Source organism: Vibrio sp. 10N.286.45.E10 (assembly GCF_002874195.2).
Taxonomy (GTDB): Bacteria; Pseudomonadota; Gammaproteobacteria; order Enterobacterales; family Vibrionaceae; genus Vibrio; species Vibrio crassostreae.
In genome coordinates, this window is sequence record NZ_MCWD02000002.1 from 792,394 (window position 1) to 817,623 (window position 25,230).

At 45.0% G+C, this 25,230-nt stretch carries 19 protein-coding genes; 12 read left to right on the plus strand and 7 right to left on the minus strand.

Going from position 1 to position 25,230, the window contains the following annotated elements:
- Window positions 1-29 precede the first annotated feature (29 nt).
- From BCU34_RS16615 to BCU34_RS16640, 6 genes are all read right to left on the minus strand, one after another.
- Window positions 30-1,922 carry a methyl-accepting chemotaxis protein gene (locus tag BCU34_RS16615; protein WP_102530148.1) on the minus strand — a complete coding sequence of 631 codons (1,893 nt, stop codon included), beginning with the start codon at window positions 1,920-1,922 and terminating at the stop codon, window positions 30-32.
- Window positions 1,923-2,627: 705 nt separating this feature from the next.
- On the minus strand, window positions 2,628-4,184 hold the full coding sequence (locus tag BCU34_RS16620; protein WP_102479501.1) for a M28 family metallopeptidase: 1,557 nt from the start codon (window positions 4,182-4,184) through the stop codon (window positions 2,628-2,630).
- Window positions 4,185-4,327: 143 nt separating this feature from the next.
- A complete protein-coding gene (locus tag BCU34_RS16625) occupies window positions 4,328-6,682 on the minus strand; it encodes a M4 family metallopeptidase (RefSeq protein WP_102479502.1) in 2,355 nt (784 codons plus the stop codon).
- 564 nt (window positions 6,683-7,246) lie between these two features.
- Window positions 7,247-7,522, minus strand: a complete 276-nt coding sequence (locus BCU34_RS16630) for a hypothetical protein (protein ID WP_048664464.1) — start codon at window positions 7,520-7,522, stop codon at window positions 7,247-7,249.
- Between the two features lie 99 nt (window positions 7,523-7,621).
- Window positions 7,622-8,941 (minus strand): sensor histidine kinase, encoded by a 1,320-nt coding sequence (locus tag BCU34_RS16635; protein WP_102432485.1) that lies wholly within the window; start codon window positions 8,939-8,941, stop codon window positions 7,622-7,624.
- A 36-nt stretch (window positions 8,942-8,977) separates the two neighbouring features.
- Window positions 8,978-9,682: a response regulator transcription factor gene (locus BCU34_RS16640; protein ID WP_048664466.1), complete on the minus strand. Its 705-nt coding sequence runs from the start codon at window positions 9,680-9,682 to the stop codon at window positions 8,978-8,980.
- A 278-nt stretch (window positions 9,683-9,960) separates the two neighbouring features.
- Between BCU34_RS16640 and BCU34_RS16645 the strand changes: the two genes are divergently transcribed.
- Complete coding sequence (locus BCU34_RS16645; RefSeq protein WP_102432483.1) at window positions 9,961-11,070, plus strand: alpha/beta hydrolase; 1,110 nt, start codon at window positions 9,961-9,963, stop codon at window positions 11,068-11,070.
- Between the two features lie 315 nt (window positions 11,071-11,385).
- Window positions 11,386-12,585 carry a diaminopropionate ammonia-lyase gene (locus BCU34_RS16650; RefSeq protein ID WP_102478421.1) on the plus strand — a complete coding sequence of 400 codons (1,200 nt, stop codon included), beginning with the start codon at window positions 11,386-11,388 and terminating at the stop codon, window positions 12,583-12,585.
- A 152-nt stretch (window positions 12,586-12,737) separates the two neighbouring features.
- Here BCU34_RS16650 and BCU34_RS16655 read toward each other — a convergent pair whose 3' ends face one another.
- Complete coding sequence (locus BCU34_RS16655; RefSeq protein WP_102478422.1) at window positions 12,738-13,229, minus strand: Lrp/AsnC family transcriptional regulator; 492 nt, start codon at window positions 13,227-13,229, stop codon at window positions 12,738-12,740.
- 310 nt (window positions 13,230-13,539) lie between these two features.
- Here BCU34_RS16655 and BCU34_RS16660 point away from each other — a divergent pair, with 310 nt between their 5' ends.
- The 10 genes from BCU34_RS16660 to betB all read left to right on the plus strand — a co-directional run bounded on the left by BCU34_RS16660 (window position 13,540) and on the right by betB (window position 25,158).
- Window positions 13,540-14,334: an Asp/Glu racemase gene (locus tag BCU34_RS16660; RefSeq protein ID WP_102478420.1), complete on the plus strand. Its 795-nt coding sequence runs from the start codon at window positions 13,540-13,542 to the stop codon at window positions 14,332-14,334.
- A 101-nt stretch (window positions 14,335-14,435) separates the two neighbouring features.
- Window positions 14,436-15,647, plus strand: coding sequence for a M20 aminoacylase family protein (locus tag BCU34_RS16665; RefSeq protein WP_102478419.1), 1,212 nt, complete (start codon window positions 14,436-14,438; stop codon window positions 15,645-15,647).
- A gap of 217 nt (window positions 15,648-15,864) precedes the next feature.
- Entirely contained in the window at window positions 15,865-16,908 is a 1,044-nt protein-coding gene (dctP, locus tag BCU34_RS16670; protein WP_102478418.1) for a TRAP transporter substrate-binding protein DctP, read from the plus strand.
- A 121-nt stretch (window positions 16,909-17,029) separates the two neighbouring features.
- On the plus strand, window positions 17,030-17,572 hold the full coding sequence (locus tag BCU34_RS16675) for a TRAP transporter small permease (RefSeq protein WP_102432478.1): 543 nt from the start codon (window positions 17,030-17,032) through the stop codon (window positions 17,570-17,572).
- Window positions 17,569-18,912: a TRAP transporter large permease gene (locus BCU34_RS16680; protein ID WP_102478417.1), complete on the plus strand. Its 1,344-nt coding sequence runs from the start codon at window positions 17,569-17,571 to the stop codon at window positions 18,910-18,912. Before BCU34_RS16675 ends, BCU34_RS16680 begins: the two co-directional genes overlap by 4 nt.
- 36 nt (window positions 18,913-18,948) lie before the next feature.
- Window positions 18,949-20,133, plus strand: coding sequence for a M24 family metallopeptidase (locus BCU34_RS16685; protein ID WP_102478416.1), 1,185 nt, complete (start codon window positions 18,949-18,951; stop codon window positions 20,131-20,133).
- 207 nt (window positions 20,134-20,340) lie between these two features.
- Window positions 20,341-22,023: an LruC domain-containing protein gene (locus BCU34_RS16690; RefSeq protein WP_102478415.1), complete on the plus strand. Its 1,683-nt coding sequence runs from the start codon at window positions 20,341-20,343 to the stop codon at window positions 22,021-22,023.
- A 9-nt stretch (window positions 22,024-22,032) separates the two neighbouring features.
- Window positions 22,033-22,539 carry a hypothetical protein gene (locus BCU34_RS16695; protein WP_102432474.1) on the plus strand — a complete coding sequence of 169 codons (507 nt, stop codon included), beginning with the start codon at window positions 22,033-22,035 and terminating at the stop codon, window positions 22,537-22,539.
- Between the two features lie 430 nt (window positions 22,540-22,969).
- Window positions 22,970-23,572: a transcriptional regulator BetI gene (gene betI / locus BCU34_RS16700; protein ID WP_102432473.1), complete on the plus strand. Its 603-nt coding sequence runs from the start codon at window positions 22,970-22,972 to the stop codon at window positions 23,570-23,572.
- A gap of 125 nt (window positions 23,573-23,697) precedes the next feature.
- Window positions 23,698-25,158, plus strand: a complete 1,461-nt coding sequence (betB, locus tag BCU34_RS16705; protein ID WP_102530149.1) for a betaine-aldehyde dehydrogenase — start codon at window positions 23,698-23,700, stop codon at window positions 25,156-25,158.
- Window positions 25,159-25,230: the final 72 nt, after the last annotated feature.

The window sequence follows — 25,230 nt, forward strand, 5'->3', positions numbered from 1 at the left end:
TAATCAGTTTCTATTAAATGCTGTTGAGGTTAACGGTTTAGCTTAAAGGTACTGACTGCTTGCGTGAGCTTTTCAGACAGTGCAATAAGTTCCGAAGCTTTCTCTTGGTTTGATGCCGACAAGTTGTGTGTCTCGCGGGCTTTGTCATTGACGTCAACGATACTCTGATTGATTTCGCCTGCGACAAGGGTTTGCTCTTCAGTCGCTGTGGCTATCTGTGTATTCATGTCTTCAATGACGGTGATAGAGCTCGAGATTTCATTGAGTGAAGCCTGTGCTCGTTTCGCATTCTCCATGGTGACATTTGATGCTTCTCGGTTCATCTGCATCATATCCATAGAGCTATTGGCTTCATGCTGCAATGAAGTAATCACCTCTTGAATCTCATTGGTGCTCTGTTGAGTGCGGTTGGCTAGGTTACGAACCTCGTCAGCAACAACCGCGAAACCACGGCCTTGCTCACCAGCTCGTGCAGCTTCAATGGCAGCGTTAAGGGCAAGCAGGTTGGTTTGGTCTGCAATGTCTTTGATCACGTCCAATACGGTGCCAATACTTGAGGTTTTCTCACCTACGGTGTTGATGACGTCGGAAACTTCTTGAATCCCTTGAGAGAGGCTCACAATACTGTGATTTACAGTATCAAACGTTTGATTGCCGGACTGTGCTTCTTGCGCTGCTTGCATCGCCGCTTCTGAAGCTCGATGAGCGTTTTGTGCGACTTCATCTACAGCGACCGACATTTCGTTCATTGCCGTCGAAGTTTGCTCTAGCTGTTCCATTTGCGAGGCAGAACTGGCATTCACGCTGTCGGCTGCGTTGGTTATGCCTTCTGCAAAGGTAAACAGGTCGTTCGATGAGTTACGGATGGTCTCAATTGTGGTGCTCAGCTCATTGACCATATCGTTAACTGCAGCATTGATACCAATCGCTTTGCCCTGTTGTTGTTTGATTGCGGTAAAGTCACCAGAGGCCACTTTAGCTACGGTCGCTTCTATTTCACTTGGCTCTCCACCGAGTGGGCGGTAAACCAAAACTTCAACAACGTAGTACACGCAACCCGCGCAAATAAGCAGTAGCGTCAAAGAGGTGATCAGAGTTTCAGTTAGGTTATCTTTTGAGTCCTGATTAACATTGGTCTCTTTATCCCACGCCCATACACTCCAACCAAGATCGTTGATTTTAGCGCCTGCTGCCAAGAACTCCGTATTCTTATAAACGTACTCGAAGCTCTCTTCTCGCGTGGTGTCTCTGTTCGCAAAAGCTGGGATCTCGTTGAAGATACTTTTCCCTATTAAAGACGGGTTTTGTGCGGCTAAGATAAAGCCATCTTCACGAGTGACGAAGATTTTATTATTTGTGGTGAGTTGCTCGGTGAATCTGGTCAGGTCTTCAACCAGGATGTTTAGAGCAGCAACGCCGACAATCTTGCCTTGTTTGTAGATAGGCGTTGCTAGAGACATTACTTGGTCACCGGTTGACGCCAAGTAAGGACGAGTAATGATTTTGTCCTCGCCACTCATTGCTTTCAAAAACCATTCGCGTTGTTTGGTTTTGGCATTAAAGTTTTCAATGATGCCATTGGTTTTTGACGAGTAGGAAGTGCCATCCGCTAGAGAAAAGTAGATGTTAGTAACTTTGGTTGAGCTCATGGCACTATGGAGCGTTGTGATTGCTCGTGATGTGTCGACTTGACCACGCTCATCGAAAGACAGCTCATTGCTCACTACTTTCAAAATATCAAAGTAGCGATTAATTTTCTGTCCGATAGTATCTGCGATAAGTTGAGATTTATATCCCAACTGTTTTTTATAACTTACGGTCGACGAAGTCTCGAAATTCTTCCAGCTTAAAAAGCTTGTCGTCATGATTAACATGACTGTTAGCCCCATAATAGAAAGCAATATTTTTAGTTTAGCACTCATAACTTGTTCCAATATAAGCAGTGTTGATTATTTTTAAGATTTCTTATAATTCAGGCGAATGTCCGAACTTTAAATAATATAACACTTATAAAATTCACGTATAAGCTTGGTTTATTTGTGAATAATATACATCTAATTAATATATGCAATATTTATTAAATGCATTGATTACTTATTTATTTGGTGTATCGAGTGCTTGTTTTTATTGAACCAATATCCCAGAATTAAACTGGTCTTACTTGCTGATTTTATTGCTTATGCCTTGGTGTGTATGGGGTTGCTTGTTGATTATTGCCCTTAATTAAAATAAGGTTATGGCATTTGTTTACTTTAAATAAATCATAAAATGAAAGTTTGTTTAATTTTATTTAAATTTTCTTACTGGTCTGAGTTGTTGATTCCCATAATAGAGAGGAGAGAATAGAGTTAATAAAGAAGTATCTAATTAAGGTTTTTCTATTTTAGCTTTTATTTAAGTTAATATGTGGGAGTGGTTTTCACTGATTGAAATAGGCGTAATATATTTGTGGTCATTATTAGGTGAAAAGAATCTCTCTATTTACACTTAAATTAACTCATTTTCGTAAAATAGTATTGGCTCTCAAGTTCCTCAGTCTCCCTAACAAAAAACGCAGCCAGTTCAGCTGCGTTTTTTTTGTTATTTTGGCAGTGAGCCATGTCATTCTTGAGTTTAGCTAGTCAGCCCTAGAGAAGATCAGGGATAAAGTTAGCGACGATAGATACATCGCTGAAGTTGCGATAGCCGCGCACCATGATGCTGAATTCACCCGCAGGTTTGTTCAATACACATTGTTCATTGCTGCTGTTCTGATATGGACGGCAGTCAAAGTTTGCTTTTGATACCACACCGTTATATTTGACGTATAAGTCGGCATCGCCACTGCGAGGGCCTGTCATGGTTACGGTTAATTGCCCTGCGTTTTCCGTTGTTAGGGTAAAAAATTGCTCTTCACCGTAACCTGCGGATAGTCCTTCAACAGGGACGTCATATTGAAGTTCTGTTGGACCTGCAACAGGTGAATCCAGACTAGTTTCAACGAGATAAGCAATCGCCAATTTAGCGAACTTCGAGGCATGGGTTGCAGTTGGATCTGAGTTCTCAATCGTATCATGCTGCGTGTGGATGCTAGGGTTGTAATCGTTGAACATGCTCTCGAACGGCATAGCTGCTGGGTAGCCAACGTTGTGCCATGATGCGTGATCGGAACAGGCATAGCCACAACGGTCGAAACTGTAACTGATGTCGCTCGTGTAGGTATCAATCAACTCGCTCAGGTAAGCCGTTAGGTTGCTGTCGGTGTAGTCGGTGATGAAGGTAATATCGTGCGCTGAACCGTTGTAGTTGGTCATGTCTAATTGCAGTACCGATACAACGTTTGCTTGTTCGTCTCTTAATGCATTGGCGACATCTTGTGAGCCACGTAGCCCAACTTCTTCTGCAGCATAACCATAGAACTTAATGGTTTTGTCTGGTTGAATACCACTGGCGATCATCAGGCGAAGCGACTCTGTTACCGTTGCAATACCAGACGCATCATCATCGGCTCCCGGTGAGATGGTGCCTTCGCTTGTCCAAGATCCAACGGTCGAATCAAGGTGTCCACCAACCACGACGATCTCTTCAGGATATTTAGCGCCAAGCAGTGTCACTTCAACGGATTTCTGTGGGTATTCGGCATGCGTGATCTGGCGTGCAGACGCATACGGCACATCCTTAATTTCTGTTTCCCAACGCTCTAAAAGCCAATCTGAAGCAGCGACACCAGTAGAAGTAGTATAAAAACGGTTGGTGAAGTTGGTTAGGTCTTCGATGGTCGTGACCATGTTGTTCGGCTCGACCTGAGATAGCAGATCGTTCACTGTGTCTTGATGGCTGATCACCGGTTTTTCGAAGGTATTCATTGTCAGTGGCATCGCTGCGGCTTTGAGTGCACTTGCTTTGTCTTCGTGCACCATGTAGCCACCACAACGGTGAGTTTCTTCATGCATGTGGCTGGATAGTTTCGCCAGCTCTTTCTGGTTGATTTTAGCGACGATGGAGTGCTTGTTCCCAGTCACGCTTGGATAAACCGTTGCGCCATGTTGAGTCATTATATGCTGTGCGTCAGCATCGGTGGTAATCCAGACTTCCTCGTTCGCTGGTGGTGTGATGCCTAGGGATGCGTAAGCCGAAGTACTGTTGATTAAGGCTAAAGAGCCTCCGAGTACAGCCAAAGCTAGCATGCTTTTTTGAATAGCCATTTGTCGTCCTTTTTATGGTGAGTATTGTTATGTTGATGGAGGTGATTTTTGTGTAATACGTGGATGTTTTTGTGTAGATGTTTCATTTTCTGAACAGATAACCGCGAAAAGGGCCCCTTTCGGAGCCCTGAATTTGCTATCGATTATTGTGTTTTAATGAAACGGTAGTGCTTGGTTTCTGAACAGATATCGCTTGAGGTACACACTTGGTACTCCACATCCACTGTGCCGTTGTGACGGAACTTGTCGACGTATGAGTTGAAGTCTGTAGCACCAACATTCTTGCCATTACGCTTAATCACGAAGTAGTCATTGGTGTCGTAATCCCATGCCAGCTTAACGCGAGCCTTACCGTTCGGGTTTTTGTTACCAAACTTCAGTTTTAGCGGGAAGCCTTCTGCTGAGTCACCTTCAATCGTGATCGACTTGCTTGTCGATGTTGCAACGCCTGCATCGTCAGTCACGGTTAGAGTCACCACGTAGTCGCCAGCTTCAGCGTAGGTATAACGAGTCACTTCACCGGTTTGCGTGTTGCCATCGCCTAAGTTCCATTGGTAAGAAACGATCTGGCCATCGCTGTCCGAACTTGTGCTACGCAGCTCTACTTCTTTGCCTACGACCGTGTGTTCGAAAGAAGAAACTGGCGGTACGTTAGCATTGCCTGATTCGTACGATGCTTTCAGGTTTGCACCTGCGTAATCTGAGTAACCCAGAATGTTCACCGTGTAGCGACCAGCTGTTGGGTTTTCAATTACACATACTTCATCGGTTACGCTTTCACTCTTACAGATATTCTCTTGAGAGCTTGGCGCATAATCTAGACCGACATACATATCCGGATCACCAGTAGAGACAGCAAGATCAATCGTTAGCTTGTCTTGGCCTTCTGGTACTTCGATATCGAAGTAAGTTTTTGAGCCGGTTTCACCAGCAACCGCAGCTTCAACACCGTTTTCAAGGCGTTGATATTCCGGTTCTGGCGGCAGTGGTGGCTCTGCACATGGGGTAACACCCACCAGACCGAACGCAGAAACAACGTCATCGGCATTGTAGCCAAGGTCGTTTGCTGAGTTTTTCACGCCACAAGCACCCTGCCAGAAGTCACTATTTTCCGACCAGTAAATTTGGTTAGATAACACGAAAAGCTCGAATGCTTTTTTGGTATCCCAACCTTGCGTGGTTGCAAGATGGTAGAAGGCTTTGTTAAACACACCAGAGCTGTAGTGAACATTCAAGCCATCGTAGTACTCGGATGCATTATTGATTGAAGAACCATCGCGTGATGGATCGTCCATGTAACGCAGAGCCCCGTCGCCTTTAAATATATTACGGCCGACCATCCAGTCGTTGGTACCTTTCATGTAGTATTCTGCCGCTTCACCTGCCATATCAGAGAAAGCTTCGTTCATACCACCGGATTGGTTTGCGTAAACCAAACCTGAGTTTTGCTCAGTGAAACCGTGGCTCACTTCGTGCGCTGACACATCTAGACTTACAAGTGGGTAGAAGAAGCTTTCACCATCTCCGAATGTCATTGCCTTGCCATCCCAGAATGCGTTCTCGTAGTTGTTACCGTAGTGAACACGCATCATGAGTTTGAAAGAGAGCGGCGCTGTGTCGAACCAGTTCTTATACATATCGAACACGATGTTACCGAAGTAGTGCGCATCGTTGAGTGGAGAGAAGGCTCCGTTCACTTCTTTATGTTCGTTACGAGGACATTCGTAGCTATAAGTGGTGTCGCCGTCTGTCGCGCCATTTAGGTCAACGGTAACGACATTTTCCGATTCCATCACACACTCTGTGCCGTTTTCTACCACATCAAGGTAGTGGTAGTCGGTACCGTACTCGTACATGCCTGTTTTCTCGTTACCACCAGGGCCTGTACCGATCTGTGCGTGAGCAATACCTTCCCAACGGTCGATAACTTCGCCGGTGTGTGCGTCTAGCATGGTGAATGGTCGAGTTGGCTGTTCGCTGCCTTCGACAAGATAAGAGACAACGTAGACTAGGCGTGTTTTGTCATGTCCTTGTTTTCCTGAACCTTGATAAATAAACAGTTCATGCTGGACGTTATCTAAAGATTTGCTTGTTAAGCCCTGAACCTTGAGATCTTTACTCGCAAGCTCAACGGCTTGAGAGCTGTTGATCGATGGTTTAACAAACGATCGCTCTAGGGTCGTCGTTTTAAGGTAGTTGCCTTGAACAGACTTAAGTGCGCCACCTTGTACACTTTGGGTGGCATTTAGGTAATGTCCCCATACTGGCGTTCCCCAGATGTTCTGTTGGATCTTAACTTTGTAGATGCCACGCTTTTTGAGGTTAACTTCCTTTACCATCTTAAAGCTAGAGGCGTTACTGACGCCTAACTGAGTGTTCAACCCAGAAAAGCTAGTAAAGTTGATCGGTTGATCGATGCTAACTGATTCACTTGCATGTACTGATAAAGACATCGCACTCGCTATAGCAACGGCAACTAAACGTTTTTTCATTTTCATTGTTATTTTCTCTTTCCATGTAAAATCCATGAAAACTTAACAAAATTATCACAACGAATTTACATCATTCGATCCGATTAATTAGTAGCATGGCAATGATCTCTTTTATTCATGAAACTTATATTTTTCGTATTTACAGATAGTTATCGTTTCTGTTTATTTTTGAACGCACCTATATGTTTTATTTATAAAATTATGACACTTTTATTAAGTGTTAATTTCTATTGGAAATTAAGATTCTTAAGTAAATTGATCTGTGCCTCAGTTAAGGTGTTCCGAGCTGATAGAAGGATCAACGATTTGAAAGTGTCATTTTAACCTGAAGGCTGTTAAGCGATTTTAAGGGCAGTTTTGATAAGAATTTGAAGATTTTTAGGCTTATTTTTCGAATTGTTAGTTACAAGAGGGAAGGGGGATTGGGCACTTCTTTGGCACAGAGCACAAAATCTGCTGGATGAAAAAAGCCAGCGACGGGTCACTGGCTTAGATTAACTGAGTTTGTACAGGCTACTGATTAAAGGTACGTAACGAAGACACTTAACTATGGTTTGTAACTAAAGCTAATTACTGCTTTTTACCGCCAACTTGAACGTAGTCGATACCGATAATACGGTTGATGATACCCAGAACAGAGCTCGTATCAGAGTTTGTTGAGCGAATCGTATCAACAGTTGCACCTTCAGGCACTAATTCCATTGCGCGGTCTTGAGTATTACCTGGAACTTGGAAACCGACAATGTTAAAGCTCTCAGCGTGCGCTGTGTAAACTTCATCGTTGTGGCTAATACCTGAACAACCTGCAAGAGAGACAATACCCAAAATAACTAATAACTTTTTCATGAACACACCTTAAGAATGATTGGAGTTTAGATTCAATAGGTTCATGGGAGACAGTATCTCCCGACCGATGTTGAACATTATTCCAGAGGTGTTTCGTAGTTACTGTATGGGTTTGTCAGTCGAACCATTACATAGCTGAATGGTTATGGTGAATACCGCACCCTTTAAGGTTTGGCTTTGACCTACCTCCACGGTTGCGTTGTGTTGAGCGCAGATCTTCTCGACGATAGACAATCCTAAACCATGGCCACTCTTGGCTTTGTTACGTGCTTTATCGCCTACGTAAAACGGTTCAAACAAACGAGCCTGATGTTCTTGAGTCACACCATCACCATCATCATGTACTGCAATTTTCAGTTGTTCTTGATGCGTGCTGGCTTCAATTAACACTTGAGATCGTGCGAATTTCATGGCGTTGCGTACGAGGTTATCTAGGGCGCGGTTCAGCAGTATCTCATCCGCAAGAATCTCGTATGGTTGCTCTGGCAGTGATAGGTTGATGTTGAGCTCTGTATCTTTGTTCCAACGCGTCATTGCGTGGCCAAGAAAGTCATTTATCTCGACAGGCTGCTGCAAATTTTCGAGGTCGCAGCTATCCAGCTTGGCGTAACACAATAGCTCGTCGACCATCTTCTCCATCTCTTCCGTATCTTCCACAATGCTTTCTACAGTCTCTTGCTGAGATTCGTTGAGCGGTGTGTCTTTAAGCATTTCAGCTTGCCATTGGATCCGGAATATCGGCGTGCGCAGTTCATGAGCGACCGCATTGGTGAGTGAACGATTGCTCTCAATTAACCGGTGAATGCGGTCGGCCATTAGGTTGAAAGACTTATTGAGTGAGCCGATTGCAATGCCGCTTGAGGTCTCGGCTCGCGAGGAGAGATCCCCTTCAGCAAAGGCTAGCGTCGCCGATTCAAGCTTCTTAACTCGGCGGAAGATGATAAATAGGTGGCATACGCCATACAGGATAAAGCTTGCTAAAAAGAACAACCAAATGAGGTCATCTTCCAATTCTATTTTTTGCCTAACGAACGCTTCACTGTTGGGTAGGTAATGATAGGTATTGTCACTGCTTGCTAAGCGAAACCAAAGATCACGCTCATCATCGTGGAAGATAAAGGTATTTGGGTTGGTCGAGAAGAACTCTGAAACAGGGCTTGGTATTTCATCTTTTGGATTGAACGTAATCAGTTTATTTCGAGTGGTTTCGACAAACTGGTTCATGGCTTGTTGAGCCGCTTCAAGCCCCTGATTTTTTGCGATGTTCTCTATGAGTTGCTGGTGGGCTGTGGCTTCATAATCTTGCAGAACATATTCGTAGTCAGTATTGAGCTGATAGACACAGATTTCGTAAGCGACAATACCGCTCATGAAGCAAACTAACAGCCCTATTAAGGACTCCAAAAAGATACGTCGCATAATCGTTCTCTTTCATTACGCTCGTAGTGAGCGAAGTTAATGCCAGGCGGTTGAAACAAACAAGTAGCCCTTACCGCGAATGGTCTGAATTTTCTCTGCTGGTGTGTGGTCGTCGCCCAAAATCTTCCTTAGACGTACAACCTTGTTATCAATAGTTCGATCAATGCCATCATACTCAATACCGCGCAATGTTTGCGTCAAGTAGTCACGCGATAGCGGTGTGTCAGGGTTACTCGCCAATAGCCAAAGTAGGTCAAACTCGCTGTCAGTGAGTGATAAAACCGCACCTGAAAGCTCACACTTCTTATAAGTGTTTTTCAGAACGAGTTGATCAAACTGAAGGGTGTCTGAGTCATCGACTGAAGCGGTACTGGTGTCTTGGCGGCGTAACAGCGAACGAACCCTTGCCAGCAGAACTCTTGGTTTGATTGGCTTAGTGACATAGTCATCAGCCCCTGTCTCTAAACCAGCAACGTGGTCGAAATCATCATCGCTAGCGGTGAGCATCAAGATTTTACCTTTATAGTGCGTACGCGTCTGTCGGCAGATTGTAAGTCCATCAGTTACAGGAAGCATCAAATCCAGCAGTACGATATCAGGCTGTGCGGCAAGAATGGTTTGCACGGCGTCACTGCCATCATCTAGTGTGGAGACTTCAAAGTCCTGCGTAACAAAGTAATCCTTTAGCATTCGCTGAAGTTTCAAATCGTCTTCTACGATGATCATTTTAGGTTTTGTCATTCCATTATCAGCCTTATCGTGCGTTTCATTTATCGAGATTACGTGAGGGAGTCTTTTTGAGTAGCTAGTAATTGTGGTACACCCAATTTACAGGCCTTACGTAAAATACCTAATGCGAATGATTAAACACTTTATAAGTTAGTTCAATGATGAATTGGCATTTATAGGAAAATAAAAAACATTGTTCAAATAGGTTCGACATTCTCATACATTCTCAAGACAGATAAATTAAGCGCTAAATAATAGAATTTTCCAATCAAACATTTTGGGAATGACGCATGAATAACTATAGAAAAACGTTACTGGCACTGCCCTTGATTATTTTAGCTGGGTGTAATTCAAGCTCCAACTCGGGTAAATCGGCAGGTAACGCGGCGACTAAAGCACAAGTGAAACCTAAGGCGGATTACGTATTTTCGTCAGTGAAATTAGGCAAGTTGTATCAAGAACGAGAAGAGCTTCAAGAGTCAATGAAACTGACCTATGACGGTGTCCAGTATGACCAAATTCAATTTGCTGAAGATATTAGTGATAAGCAAAAAGTAGTAAGGCTTGCGAGCCGTTTAGGTCAAAGTGTTGATCTGTATTTTCCTGATGCAGGGTTTGATAGCTGCGGTATCTACACAGAGAGCAAGGGTTTGGACGTGTTTGATTGCGGCGCCCCGCTCCGCTCTGTTTCTAATGAGACCACGTTAATCCAAACAACAGCGAACAGTGCAAAAGCAGTTGAGCTTGAGTACCAAAATGAGTTGTCGCAATACGTGACGAGCTTGGGTTCGACGATTCTGAGTAACACCAAAAATGGTAATAAGGTCACCATCACCACTTCATTTGCTTTCAATGCCTTTTACCGCGATGTGCTCAACGAGACTGGGGCTGTTGATCGTATTACTTCCACTCTAGGCGCATCAACTTATTCTCAGCTTTTTGATATCGTGAAATTGTATCAAGGCAGTGAGATGACGTTGAAGTTTACCAACCATATTGGTGGAAGTGCCGACGACGATATCAATATGTACACCGGTCGCATGATCCACAATAACAAGATGACGACGATCGTAACGCCTACGGGTTCGGTGTTCTCTGGCGGCACGGACCTGTTTGCTGCAGGTAATCCACGAGTTTTGCAACGCGCTGATACCACCAAAGCTATTGAGCTGAATAAACAGGTGGGTGTGCACAGTTGGGCTGAGGGTGATAAAACGGCTAAAGAATTCCCATACACCAACGAAAGTCATCGCCAACAAGCGACCTATTTCAAAAAGGTGATGGGAGACAAAGGAATCGATTTTTATATCTTCACTTTAGATTCTGCTCCGGCTTCTGGTGAACACTGGGTGACAAAGGCCGACTCAGATAAATACGGCTTCATTACACGTATTGAGTAGCTTTGACTCGCATTAAAAATTAGGTGTGTATGTTGAAAGGTTGGTTGTGCTTTGTCATCACCAGCCTTTTTTGTTCTGGAATTGAAGGCGGTACCGCTTGTAATGCTCATGAATTCAACGAGAAAACATGGATGTGAGTAAAAACCGCATTTATTCGCTAAGTAACAACTAATTTCTGCAGATTTGGTTTTTAGAAAGCACAATCACAGCACTTTTTTGACGATAGTATTTATTATCCGCAACCTTACTGGCCAATAGGTTTCTATAATCTAACGATGTAAGGAGCATGTGAATGACTAATAAGGACGATCATTTATGCAGTTACTGGCAGGCACTCTGACACACTACGCTAATCCCCAAGCACGCCGTGAATTGGAATACTCAAGTGAGCAGCGTGACATTTTAAGTGTCGCGAACTCTCAACAGGCTATTAAAGATATTTCTCAATGGCCAGGTTACTCTGTGACTCCTTTGCATGAACTGAATGCTATCTCTGCTGAGATCGGCGTAAACAAGTTTTGGTATAAAGATGAATCGCAGCGTTTTAGCTTAAAGAGTTTTAAAGCTCTGGGCGGCGCTTATGCGGTGGCTCGTCAGCTTCAGATTGAAATCGCTAATCGCTATGGGAAGAATCCGACCATCAGTGAGCTGCTCAACGGTGAATGGAAATCAGAAGTTGCTGAGATCGTTGTGAGTTGTGCAACTGACGGAAACCATGGCCGTTCAGTGGCATGGGGCGCTCAGATGTTTGGTTGTGGTTGTGTGATTTATATTCACCGCGATGTGTCTGAAGGGCGCAAACAAGCGATGGAAGCGTTCGGTGCAGAAGTAGTTCGCATTACAGGTAATTACGATGAATCGGTTCGTTTGGCTGATTCTGAAGCCAAAGCGAAAAACCGCGTGATTGTGTCGGACACCTCTTATGAAGGTTACATGGAAATCCCGAAGGATGTGGCACTTGGCTACACAGTGATGTTGGCTGAAATTGTCGAGCAATTGGATGGTGAAATCCCAACACATGTCTTCGTACAAGGCGGTGTAGGTGGTTTGGCATCAGCCGTCTGTGGTTACTTCTGGGATTTGTGGGGCGCTGAGCGTCCACGTTTTGTAATCGTAGAACCTGAGCAGGCCAACTGTTTGCAGAAGAGTGCTCAAGCGGGCAAGCCCGTTGTAGTTACCGGCGATCTAGAGACACTGATGGCTGGGCTTGCCTGTGGTGAGGTTTCGAGCTTGGCATGGACGATTCTCCAAAATGGCGCCGATGATTTCATGACGCTGAGTGAAGAGGCGATCCCACAAGCGATGCGCATGTTGGCAAGTGGCGAGCAGACGGAAGCGGCGATAGAAGGGGGCGAATCTGCCGTTCCAGGGTTTGCCGCAGCGATCATCGCTAAGCAAGAGCCGAATTTCGCTGAAAAACTGGATTTAACTCAAGACAGCCGAGTGCTAGTCATTGGTACTGAAGGGGCAACTGACCCGGATCTCTACCAACAAATCATCGACAACAAAATCTAATAACGAAAAGCTCATAGTTAGCAGTTAGCAATTAATAGCTAATCGCGAACAACGAATAATAAAGTAAGCCCCAAAGTTGGCGGTATGTAAGGTTTCTTCATACCGTCTTTTTTTCTCTCTTTTTGACTTCATCTCATGACACGTCTTGCTTTCTAATCGCGCTGCTCATCAATCGGAATAGTCAGCCCGACCTTGACGTTATCCATCACCACATTGGTTTGAAAGCTTTTGATATTGGCATTATCGAAGAAGGCCTCACGAGTAAAATTATCGTACCCCTCCATATCTGCAGCCGTGACGATTAAGATAAAATCAGAGCTGCCTGTGACGTAATAGCATTGCTGCACAGAACGGTTCGAACTCATCTCTTTTTTGAAGTTATGCATCAAATCCACACGTTCACGTTCAAGTGTTACCTGAACGATAAACGTCATTCCGTGACCGACCGCTTTTGGGTTAATCACCGAGACATCAGACTGAATTACCCCTTGTGCTCTCATGCGTTTTAAACGGCGCTGAACGGCAGCAGGAGAGAGCCCGACCTTCTCTGCAATCTTGTCTGATGTTGCTCTATTTGAGTCTTGTACGATGTTGAGGATCTTCTTGTCGAAACTGTCGACCACCAATGCAGGCTGTTGTGTCATACCCATACTTCCCAGTGTCAATTTGTAAATTATTTGTTTCTTTTTTGCCAGTGTGTGATCGAGTTAAAGGTATTTGGCTCCAACAATTAATCACAGAGGATTGAGAACAAAAAATCACTATAACGCAATAAAAATGCGGAATTCCCGCACAATAAGGTATTCGTTTAATGATAATCCTTAAAGTTGTCGGTGCATTATTAACCTTGTGAACGAAATGTAAAGTTCAAAATCACAGAGTTTGAAGTTTATATGATACATGTTGTTAACATTTGTTAAGTGTTGATATTGGCAGCTCAAGGAGTCGGAAAGTATGAAATCTGCAACCGCTACTTTACAGTTTGAATTAGAAAAATTGGCACCAGCAGGACGCGTCGGTGTGATTGCGTTAGCGACAGATTTCAATATTGAGCGTGATTTAAACACGTTGTTTCCAGACGATGTACAGTCGTTCACCAGCCGAGTTCGAAACTATAATCCTTTGACGATAGAGAACCTGCGAAAGATGGAGCCAGGAATCGCTGCTTGCGCTGATACCATCCTTCCGGGTACCGAATTGGATGTGGTGATTTACGCTTGTACTTCCGGCACCGTAGCGATTGGCAGCGAACGAATTACCCAGCTTATTCATCAATCTTGCCCAAATGCAGCAGTAACGAATCCGGTGACTGCGGCCTTAGCGGCTTTCGACTGCTTTAAGTCGAAGCGTATCTCGGTATTAACGCCTTATACCGAAGCCGTGAATCAAGACGTCGCAGCATTTTTTGAATCGCAAGGCATTGAGGTATTGAGCATTGCTGGCTTTGGCTTTGAAGATGACACCGCGATGACGTTCATTGACCCAATGGACATTAAAAGTGCCGCACTACAAGTTTGCGATCCTGAAGCGGATCTTCTTTTTATCTCTTGCACGGCACTGCGTGCAGCATCGGTGATTGAATCCATTGAAGTGGAATTAGATAAGCCCGTTGTTAGCAGCAATCAGGTATTGGCTTGGCATTCGCTTCAGTTGATGAACTACCCCATACCCATAAAAGGTTTCGGTGCACTGCTAGAGCACCATCTTGAGCCAACCTCAGATAATCACCGAAGGTCGCAGTCGTTGTAACAACCTTCGATTAAAGCTGCTCGTTTCGTGTTTACATTCAGCAGTCAAGCTAACTCTACATTTTACGTTAATACAAAGAATGACACTTTGGGACTACTACTATGCCTTCTACTTTCTCGATCAAACCAGACCAACTGTCTTCGCAGCTTATTCAAAGCATGACGGAGTGGCGTCAACATTTACACCGTTTCCCTGAGTGTGGCTTTGACGTGAATCTGACCTCCGATTTCATCGCCGATAAGTTACATAGCTTTGGTATCGAAGTGGTGCGTAACATCGGTAAAACAGGATTAGTTGGGATACTTCGTTCAGGATCGAGTGAAGCGAGCATTGGTCTGAGAGCTGATATGGATGCGCTACATATTCACGAACAAAATAACTTCGCACACTGCTCACAACACGATGGAAAAATGCACGCTTGTGGGCACGATGGACACTCCGCAATGCTGCTCGGCGCTGCAAGCTATTTGGCAGAAAACCTATTGGCAGGGAACCCAACCTTCGATGGCACTGTGTATTTCATTTTTCAACCCGATGAAGAGCACGGTTGTGGCGCGCAAGCGATGATTGATGATGGCTTATTTGAGCGATTCTCGATTGATGAAGTGTATGGAGTTCATAACTTCCCCGGTTTAGCGGAAGGTAAGTTGATGGTTCGCCCCGGATCATTAATGGCCAGTGAAAGTAGCTTTGAGATCACCATCAATGGTGTGGGTGGGCATGCTGCTCTGCCGCATCAAGGTGTTGATCCTTTAGTCGTCGGTTCGCAAGTCATTCTTGGTCTGCAAACCATAGTATCTCGCAACCTTAGTGCGATCCACGACACGGCTGTAGTCTCTGCGACCGAGTTTATTACCGATGGCACGGTTAACGTTATCCCGACCCAAGTAACCATTAAAGGTGACTGCCGCTGCTTCACTGAGTCTTCTCTCGATCGAATCAAACAAAGTATGGAGAGGATTGTGGCTGGCATTTGTCAGGCTGCGGGCGCTACTTACGATTTCGAGTTCATCAATACCTTCTACCCAACCATCAATAGTGAGCAACAAACCCAATACTCGGTTGCCGCCGCGCAGAAAGTGCTTGGCGTAGAGAACGTTAATGACGCCTGCGACCCGCTGACTATTTCGGAAGATTTCTCAAGCATGCTTCGTGTTAAACCGGGCTGTTATGTGCTGTTGGGTAATGGTACAGAATCGGTCGGTGGCTGCGCATTGCACAACCCTGAATATGACTTTAATGACGGCATCTTAAAGCTCGGTGCGAGTTACTGGGTTCAGTTGGTGAACGACCGTTTAACAAGATCAATTTAGAAACACTTATTTAGAAACAATGAATTAAAAGCAGCTCAATTAGAAGTAACAACTCAATTAGAAGCGATAAGTAGAGACACGGATTCAGCAGTGACGCATTTGGCACTGCAAGATGGCAGACTTTAAACGGAGTTTATTGTCGACACTGCCAAAACTGAAGCGCGTGAAGTGACCAAGGTCATCAACGTGTAATTAGGATAATAAAAGGAAAGACAGGATGAAACGATTAGGCGTAGCACTGCTAAGTTTGAGCATGGTTTTTGGCGTTCATGCCGAAACATGGAAGTTTGCTTCAGAAGAGGACAAAACAGACGTTCAAAACATCTATGCGCAAAAATTTGCGGAAGTGATTAAGAAGGAATCTGATGGCGACATCCGTGTCCGCATCTATTACTACGGTCAACTAGGGACAGAAAACGACATCGTAGAATTGGCTGCTAAAGGCACGATTCAATTCGTATCTGTAGGAGCGGGTCACTTAGGATCTTATGTTCCTGAAGTTCAGGCAGTGAGCTTACCTTATGTACTGGGTACCAATGAAGAAATCACCCATAAGGTGTTAACGGAAAGCCCAACCATCTACAACAAATTGGCACCGAAGTTTGAGAGTGTAAACCTCAAGCTATTGTCGATGATGTCCGAAGGCGAAATGGTTTGGGGCGGTAATAAACCTATCCGTACTCCTGAAGATTTTGCGAACCAGAAAATCCGTACTTTCACTTCAACCATTCCTGTTGAAACCTACAAAGCGTTTGGTGCAACACCTACCCCTCTTTCTTGGGGTGAAGTGTACGGTTCACTGCAACTAAAGACCATTGATAGCATGGTTAACCCTATCTACTTCATCTACAACGCAAAGTGGCATGAGGTTCAAGACTACTTAATGTTCCCAGGTCAGCAACCTTATGTGAGTACCGTTTCGACCAACAGTAAGTGGTACAACGCTTTGTCTGAAGAGAAGCAAGCAATGGTCGACAAAGCAATCAAAGCGGCAGATCAAGCGGCTTACGACTATCAGATCCGCATCAACAAAGAGAACATGGACAAGATCTTGAAAGAGCGTCCAAACATGCAAGTGGTTGTGTTGACGGATGAAGAGCGTGAGCGCTTTAAAACGCTAAGCCAGAAGCTGCACACGACATACTACGACGTAGTGGCGAATGCTTACCCGGCGGGTCAGAAAAGCGAAGCTCGTGAGGGTGCGAAAACCATTCTCGAAGAGATCCTAGGTGAAGTGAAGGCTGCTTCAGCAACGCAATAGAAAGCGTTAGTAAGGATGATAGTTATCCGTTGATATGTGTCAGCGGATAGCTTATCCCAACCTTCTCCAAATAGTGGCAATGGACTCGTGTCACTGAACGAAGTATGGAGCACTGCCTGTTATGAAAGAACTGCTACATAAAATAAGTGTCGCGACAGAAAAGCTAGAGCGCTTTTTGATCATGACTGCCATTCTCGCGATGATGATCAACTCTACGGCCAATGCGATTGGTCGTTACGCCTTCAATAAAAGCCTATTTTTTTCGGAAGAGCTCAATCAGTTTCTGATTGTCTCTGTTACCTTCGTCGGCTTCGCTTATGCGGTGCGCCAAGGTCGAAATATTCGTATGACAGCGGTCTACGATTCATTGAGCACGAAAGCTCAGAAAATTCTCACAACCATCATTGCGTTATTAACAGCAATGCTGATGTTTTATCTCACCTACCATGCGTTCTTTTACGTTAAAGAGCTGAAAGATATCAACCGGTTAAGTCCAGCCTTACAGTTCCCTGTGTATTGGGTGTACGCGATCATTCCGATCGGATTTTTTATCGCGGGATTGCAATACAGCATGAGTTTCTTGATGAACTTACTGCATAAAGAGATTTACGTGTCATTTGACGTGATTGAAAATAGAAATACAAAAGTAGGTGAGTTCGAATGAGCGATGTTGCACAGTTTTTCTCGGACATTATTGCCGGCGAATTAGATATTTATGTCATCACATTTACTCTTGTCTCTGTGATGGTGATTTTGCTGTTTTTGAGCTTCCCTATGATTGTGCCATTAGCGGTTGGGGCGTTGATTGGTTTGATTCATTTCTCTCAGGTTGAGCCGGGAGTGCTGATTCAGCAGATGGTTACGGGTATCTCGCCGAACGCTCTGATTGCGGTGCCGATGTTCATCTTGGCTGCGGATATTATGACGCGTGGTCACACGGCGTATAACCTACTGGGTCTGATTCAAGCTTTTGTAGGACATCTGCGTGGCGGTTTGCCGATTACTACGTGTATCAGCTGTACCTTATTTGGTTCTGTTTCCGGTTCGACCCAAGCGACCGTGGTGTCGGTTGGCCAGATCATGCGTCCGAAGTTGTTGCAAGCAGGCTACAAAGACAGCTTTGTGATGGCGCTGATCATCAATGCCAGTGACATCGCGTTTCTTATTCCGCCGAGTATCGGCTTAATTCTTTACGGCACCTTAGCCAACGCCAGTGTAGGGGAGTTGTTTATTGCTGGTATTGGTCCGGGCTTAGTGCTCGCTAGCCTGTTCTCGTTATACAGCTATGCCTACAGCGTGAAACACAGTGACACCATCTCTTTGGTTGAAAAAGCCAACACCGCAGAACGTATTGAAGCGATAAAGAAAGCGATTCTTCCTCTTGGTTTCCCCGCTTTGATCATCGGTGGTATTTATTCTGGTGTGGTCACTCCTACCGAAGCAGCCTCATTTGCCGTGTTGTATGCAATCATCGTTGAGTGCATTTTTTATCGCAAACTTGGCGTAAAAGACATCTGTGATGCAGCGCTAAATACCGGCTTGATTACCGCGGTTGTGTTTGTGCTGGTGGGTGTCGGTCAGGCGTTCTCTTGGTATATCTCGTTTGAACAAATTCCTCAGGAATTGCTAGCTCCTCTTAATCTAGAAGACGCCTCACCTGAATACATTCTGTTTGTCATCGCACTGACTTTCTTTGTCGGCTGTATGTTTGTGGATTCGTTAGTGGTCTTGCTGATCTTGACGCCGATTTTCATGCCGATTGTCAATGCCGCAGGTATCGATCCAATCTTGGTCGGTGTGATGGTAACGCTACAAATGGCCATTGGGTCGGCAACACCTCCATTTGGTTGTGACATCTTTACAGCCATAGCGATTTTCGAGCGACCTTACATGGAAGTGATCCGTGGGGCATTACCGTTTTTCCTTATTTTGATATTGATGTCTGCTTTGCTGATTTTCTTTCCAAGTATCGCCCTGCTACCAAGAGATGTTTTATTCAATTAATTCTAGGGTTACCTTTCTTCATTCAAGGATAGAGATATGAGTATATTGCCGTTAACACCTCCGCAGAGAGGGTTTGAGTCAGCAGAACTCGAGCAACGCACTGTCGAGTTACAACAACGCCTTCGCGCACAAAACATCGATGCTGCGTTTTTCACAACCGAGCCTGAATTCCGTTATTTCAGTGGCTTTAAATCGCAGTTTTGGGAAAGCCCAACTCGACCTTGGTTTTTGGTCGTGCCTGCGGTTGGTAAGCCCATAGCGGTAGTGCCAGAGATCGGTGTCGCTGGCTTTGAAGAAACATGGATTGACGACGTGCGCAGTTGGCCGTCACCAAGGCCTGAAGATGACGGTATCTCTTTGTTAGCTTCTACGCTATCTGAGGTCTCCAAGAGTTCTCGTAGAATCGGTTCGATGATTGGCCCTGAAACACATCTGCGTATGCCTGCTACCAACTATGCGTTGTTACAGCAGAAGCTGAGCCAACACAACGTGGTTGATGTGTCACTGATGATTCGAGACTTACGTAGTGTTAAGTCTCAAGCTGAGATCGATAAAGTACGCTTTGCTTGTCAAGTGACGGCGGCGGGCTTTGAATATCTTCGTCACCATTTAGCGATAGGCATGACAGAACGACAGGCGTGTAAAGCGATGCATTTAGAGATGTTACGTTTGGGTGCCGATGCGTGTCCTTATCTTATTTCCGCGTCCGGCCAAGGTGGGTATGACAACATTATTATGGGACCAACCGACCGTGTACTCAGTGAAGGTGACGTGTTGATCATCGATACGGGGGCTAACTTTGATGGCTACTTTAGCGACTTTGACCGTAATTATGCCTTTGGTCACGCAGCACCTGACACCATTGCGGCTTACGATGCCGTTTATCAATCGACAGAAGCGGGGCTCGCGATTGCTGAACCGGGACGCACCACTGGAGACGTGTGGCAAGCTATGTGGTCGGTACTCGAAAAGAACGGCGCACTCGGCAACGATGTGGGTCGTATGGGGCATGGTTTAGGTATGCAGCTTACAGAGTGGCCATCACATGTGCCTAACGGTGATGTGATCTTAAAACCGGGTATGGTGTTAACACTTGAGCCGGGCATGGCATTTGCGAAAAACCGTATGATGGTACACGAGGAGAACATCGTTATTACCGAATCTGGTTGTGAAATGTTGCACCAAAGAGCCTGGCAGTCTATGCCGATTATCGGCGAATAAACCACAGTTAGTTACTTTGTTAACCCTTCTATTCATCCCAAATTAAGACCGCTATTTGAATAGCGGTTTTTACATTCAACTTTATTCTCAAAATGAGAATTTTCAACTAGATAATCATAACCTTCTGTTAAATATAGTTTTATTTTTCGGCACTATACTTGCTCCATTCCTCTATACACGTTTAAGGCTAGTGAAAGAGGGAACAGAATGAGAAATTGGAATTCAGTCATATTGCCGAGTTGCTTGGTGCCATGTGTCGCGATGGCGTTGACAACCGCAGACCTTACATTTGAATCAGGCTCGGATGCTTCTAACTATTCTGCAAAAGGTAAACCCAACAATACTTATTCGATCGCGGGGTCACTTCCTCAAGATGTTTTAACTAACGTCTATTCGATGTTGCCAGAAGGCACTACCGTGAACAGTGCCTTTATTGCATCTGAGCGTTATTCGAGTATTGATATTGATGATGAGTTGGACGGTGCAGAGTACGCCACAGCCACAATCACTTTCCTGAACGAAGGGGCGGGTTACCGCAACACCCTTGGCTACTTCGTTTTTGATACTGATAACCCTCCAGCAACTAAAGAAGATATCAACGCACATGTCGTGGTGTTTCCTAATACGTCGGTTGCTGATGTTGGGGAAATGCAAGAAGGGGACTCTATTGATCTCAGTGTCCAACTTACGGCAGGTCAAACATTAGCCTTTTTTATCATCTCGAATGGTTGGGGCTGGGAAGGATCTTATAACAACATCCCGTGGCTTGGTGGCTGGGGCACACCTTTCTACAGCTATCCATCACTTAACCCTGAGGCGTCAGCTGAAAATAGAAGACACAATGTTGCCTTTCTAGATACAGAGAATGAGTTTTTGGTACTTGGCTTTGAGGATATTTATCGTCCAACTGGAGACAACGACTTTAATGATCTGATTTTCACGGTCGAAGTGACGCCATTTACCGCCGTTGATGGGGTTAATGAAGATGGCACGACAGATTCCAAATATGAAGTGCTTGTTCAAGAGAATAATGAAGATGTGACCGTAACAACGGTTTACCCGAGCTCGAACAGCTACGCAACGATCGCATTCGAAGATAATTGGCCATTGAAAGGTGACTACGACTTCAATGACGTGGTGTGGCGCTACAAAGTGACAGAGCAGCTTAATGGTCAACGAGAACTCAAGAACTTGACCGTAGATTACACCCTTCAAGCAATGGGAGCGGGCTACTCAAATGGTTATGCTGTGAAGCTACCTAACGTTTTACCTGCTAACGTAGCGTCGACAACATTAACTCGTAACGGTGTTGCCGTCGGTCATACGATTTTGCAAGCAGGTGATAGTGAAACGATATTGATGGTCTCTGAGGATTTGAGAGTAGACCTAGAGAATCTTGGTGAACTATCGGAAAGCTGTGTTTTCTACCGAACCCAAAGTGCATGTTCTGGGGTACAAAACGCTGACGTGCTTAACTACCAACTGTACGTGGAATTTACTACAGCAGTATCACGTGATGACATAGGGTACCCACCTTATGACTCATTTATCTTTGGGGCTGATGGTACTTATCACGGTGACTTCGTCGCGACCCCTCCGGGTATGACGTGGCAAACTCACTTAAAAGAGTTTACAGGTACCAGTGATATGAATAACGCCTTGTTCAATAGTCATGATGACAGCTCTTCAGGCTCTGAGTCGTTCAAAACCAGTAATAATATGCCGTGGGTCATCAACATTCGAGACGAATGGGATCACCCTGTAGAACTGGTTGATATCAGTGATGCGTATACGTCATTCCCTACATGGGTAACCAGCAGCGGTGAGACCGATGGTGAATGGTACAAAGCATCGACCACGAACAAAGTTATATCAGCGACGGATGAGTAGGAGAGCACCATGAATAAGATAAGCAAATTAATTACCATGACATCCTTCTCACTCATAATAAGTGCTTGTGGCGGTGGAGGAGGTGGCGGTGGTAACACCAGTGCATCACCTGCGCAGACTCCAGCTGCGACACCAACACCGACGCCCGCTCAATTGCCTGCGTTAGTAATCCAGCCAGCAGCGATCAGTACGTCTGATATCGTGGCGCCTGTCGGTTTCTCATTTGATATTGGGGAGAAGATCAGCTTGTCGATGGATTACACGGGAACGACTTCGGGAGCGCTGCACTTGTATTCCGAGTCGGCATTTGTGATGAGTAACGGTGATGTTGTCGCTGACCCTTTATCGAGAATCACCACGGTGTATCCAACTCAAATCGATGTTGTGGAATTAGAAGTGAATGGGAACTGGGAGCAAATTTACGCTCGTTGGGTGCCGATGAGCAGCAGTGAGAAAGAGCAAAGTTGGGTGATTTCACTGGATCAGTCGAGCAATAGTTACCACTTAGCTTTTTAGTTGAACTAACCACGCTTTATTACCTCGATATTGGTGATAAAAAAATGAGAGCACCTAACTTGATAAAGGTGCTCTCGTCGTATCTGATTTTCATTCTTGCTCTCGATCAATTACGCCATCGCTTCTCCCTTCTTAACCACAAATAACGATGCCTATTCTTTGCATATCACCCATTTCGGCTCAGAAGATAAGTGGTTAAGTTTTGTTCTTATTGAGTAAAAACATTTGACCATTAACTATCACACCTCAAATCTTTAATTCTTTTCGTTAGTGCTCTAAATGATATTTAATTTATTGTTTTATAATGATTTTTGTGCTTTTGAATGCTGTATTGTTACGAGTTTGTTTTAAATAATAATTTGAACCCTAACTAAATTTCTGTCATTTTATATTTAACTGAACGTTCAATAAAAAATAAAAGGACTAAGAAATGCCGAAGGTTGGGATGCCTGACATACGTAAACCACAGCTTGTTCAAGCGACCATGACGGTGATTGATCGAGTCGGTTTGCATGCCGCGAGTATTGCGTTGATCAGCAAAGAAGCGGGAGTCTCTACCGGCATCATTAATCACTATTTTGGTGGTAAGCACGGCCTGCTCGAAGAGACCATGCGTGAAATCCTTCGCCAACTCTCCAACACCATCACGACTTCACTAAAAGCGCTTCCTGTTGATGCTCACCAACAGAGAATTAACGCAATCATCGATGGTAACTTCGAAGGTTACCAAGCAGAAAATAAGGTCGCGAAGGCGTGGTTGGCATTTTGGTCATATTCAATGCATGACGAGCAGCTGAAAAGACTGCAGCGTGTGAATGAAAAACGTTTGATTTCACACTTACGTCTTGAGTTGAAAGGTATTTTGAATCATGAACAAGCGGATCTCGTTGCTCACGGGGTTGCGTCTCTGATTGATGGTTTGTGGCTGAGAGGCACACTAAACCCAGATGGTATCGATGCTCAAAAGGCGCGAGCTATCATCAATGATTATCTAGATAAACAACTTACGTTCTACTCGTGTCACAGCAAATAGATCGCAGTGGTAGCGTTAGACCTTGAGCTAGACCTAGAGCAAGAGCTAGAACGACCACTATTTACACCTAATACTCACATATAGACCAGTAGAGTCTAATAACAATAATTAAGTCAGAATCTCAAATGGAAATGAACTCGTTATACATCGATGGCGCAGCGGTTAAAGCAACCTCTGGTGAAACCTTTGATAGCATTAACCCTGCAAACGGTGAACCTATCGCGACGTTAGGCCAAGCATCTTCCGCGGATGTCGACAGCGCTATTGAATCTGCGAAGCGCGGATTTGCGGTATGGTCAGCAATGACCGCTGTGGAACGCAGCCGTATTCTTTTGAAGGCTGTGGAAATACTTAGAGCTCGAAATGATGACCTTGCAAACCTTGAGGTTGTTGATACGGGCAAGCCGCTGCAAGAAGCAATTGAAGTGGATGTGGCGTCTGGCGCTGATGTTATTGAATACTTTGCTGGCTTGGCTCCCACGCTACAAGGCGACCAACAGCCGCTGAGCGAATCTCAATTTTTCTACACACGCCGTGAACCGCTGGGCATCTGTGCTGGCATTGGCGCATGGAACTACCCAATTCAAATCGCGATGTGGAAATCAGCTCCGGCATTGGCCGCGGGTAACGCGATGATTTTCAAACCTTCAGAAGAAACGCCGCTAACGGCGCTCAAGCTTGCAGAAATCTTTACTGAAGCTGGTCTTCCTGATGGCGTGTTTAACGTGGTTCAGGGCGATTACCGTGTTGGTCAAATGCTAACGGCGCACCCAGACGTCGCGAAAGTGTCGTTCACGGGCGAAACCGGTACCGGTAAAGCGGTAATGGCAGATAGCGCTAAGACGCTGAAATCAGTCACCATGGAACTTGGCGGCAAGTCACCAATGATCGTGTTTGATGATGCGAAATTGGATGATGCGGTTTCCGCTTCGATGGTTGCTAACTTCTACACCCAAGGCGAAGTGTGCACCAACGGTACTCGTGTTTATGTACACGAAAACATCTACAACGCATTCATCGATCAACTTAAAACACGCACTGAGAAGCTGATCATTGGTAACCCAATGGACATGGAGACTCAGATCGGCGCGTTGATTTCTAAAGAACACCTGTCAAAAGTCCTTGAAGCAATTGAGCTAGCTAAGCAGTCGGGTGCAACCCTGTTGACGGGCGGCTATCAAGTGACAGACAACGGTCTCGAAAACGGCAACTTTGTTATTCCAACGGTGTTTGTGGATTGCGAAGACAACATGCCTAATGTTCAACAAGAGATCTTCGGTCCTGTAATGTCAGTGTTGAAGTTTACGGATGAAGACGATGTGATTCGCCGCGCCAACGACACCAAATACGGCCTTGCGGCTGGTGTGTTCACGCAAAACCTTTCTCGTGCGCACCGTGTTATTCATCAAATGCAGGCAGGTATTTGTTGGGTGAACACGTGGGGCGACTCACCGGCAGAAATGCCTGTTGGTGGTTACAAGCTTTCGGGGATTGGCCGTGAAAATGGACCAGAAACCCTACTTCATTATACGCAGACTAAGAGCATTCTTATTGAACTTGGCGACTACGCCAGCCCTTATGCCTAAAGCGTAACACTCAATTTTATGGGTTAGCTTAACAGAGCTAGCCCTACTGACTCATCTCAGGGAAATCAAAAC

Excerpts from the sequence above, each read along its gene's own strand:
- BCU34_RS16660 (WP_102478420.1), top strand. The coding sequence starts at position 13,540 with ATGAAATCTGCAACCGCTACTTTACAGTTTGAATTAGAAAAATTGGCA.
- betI (WP_102432473.1), top strand. The coding sequence starts at position 22,970 with ATGCCGAAGGTTGGGATGCCTGACATACGTAAACCACAGCTTGTTCAA.
- BCU34_RS16645 (WP_102432483.1), top strand. The coding sequence starts at position 9,961 with ATGAATAACTATAGAAAAACGTTACTGGCACTGCCCTTGATTATTTTA.
- BCU34_RS16695 (WP_102432474.1), top strand. The coding sequence starts at position 22,033 with ATGAATAAGATAAGCAAATTAATTACCATGACATCCTTCTCACTCATA.
- BCU34_RS16685 (WP_102478416.1), top strand. The coding sequence starts at position 18,949 with ATGAGTATATTGCCGTTAACACCTCCGCAGAGAGGGTTTGAGTCAGCA.
- BCU34_RS16665 (WP_102478419.1), top strand. The coding sequence starts at position 14,436 with ATGCCTTCTACTTTCTCGATCAAACCAGACCAACTGTCTTCGCAGCTT.
- BCU34_RS16675 (WP_102432478.1), top strand. The coding sequence starts at position 17,030 with ATGAAAGAACTGCTACATAAAATAAGTGTCGCGACAGAAAAGCTAGAG.
- BCU34_RS16630 (WP_048664464.1), bottom strand. The coding sequence starts at position 7,522 with ATGAAAAAGTTATTAGTTATTTTGGGTATTGTCTCTCTTGCAGGTTGT.
- BCU34_RS16640 (WP_048664466.1), bottom strand. The coding sequence starts at position 9,682 with ATGACAAAACCTAAAATGATCATCGTAGAAGACGATTTGAAACTTCAG.
- betB (WP_102530149.1), top strand. The coding sequence starts at position 23,698 with ATGGAAATGAACTCGTTATACATCGATGGCGCAGCGGTTAAAGCAACC.
- BCU34_RS16650 (WP_102478421.1), top strand. The coding sequence starts at position 11,386 with ATGCAGTTACTGGCAGGCACTCTGACACACTACGCTAATCCCCAAGCA.
- BCU34_RS16635 (WP_102432485.1), bottom strand. The coding sequence starts at position 8,941 with ATGCGACGTATCTTTTTGGAGTCCTTAATAGGGCTGTTAGTTTGCTTC.
- dctP (WP_102478418.1), top strand. The coding sequence starts at position 15,865 with ATGAAACGATTAGGCGTAGCACTGCTAAGTTTGAGCATGGTTTTTGGC.
- BCU34_RS16620 (WP_102479501.1), bottom strand. The coding sequence starts at position 4,184 with ATGGCTATTCAAAAAAGCATGCTAGCTTTGGCTGTACTCGGAGGCTCT.
- BCU34_RS16680 (WP_102478417.1), top strand. The coding sequence starts at position 17,569 with ATGAGCGATGTTGCACAGTTTTTCTCGGACATTATTGCCGGCGAATTA.
- BCU34_RS16615 (WP_102530148.1), bottom strand. The coding sequence starts at position 1,922 with ATGAGTGCTAAACTAAAAATATTGCTTTCTATTATGGGGCTAACAGTC.
- BCU34_RS16655 (WP_102478422.1), bottom strand. The coding sequence starts at position 13,229 with ATGACACAACAGCCTGCATTGGTGGTCGACAGTTTCGACAAGAAGATC.
- BCU34_RS16625 (WP_102479502.1), bottom strand. The coding sequence starts at position 6,682 with ATGAAAATGAAAAAACGTTTAGTTGCCGTTGCTATAGCGAGTGCGATG.
- BCU34_RS16690 (WP_102478415.1), top strand. The coding sequence starts at position 20,341 with ATGAGAAATTGGAATTCAGTCATATTGCCGAGTTGCTTGGTGCCATGT.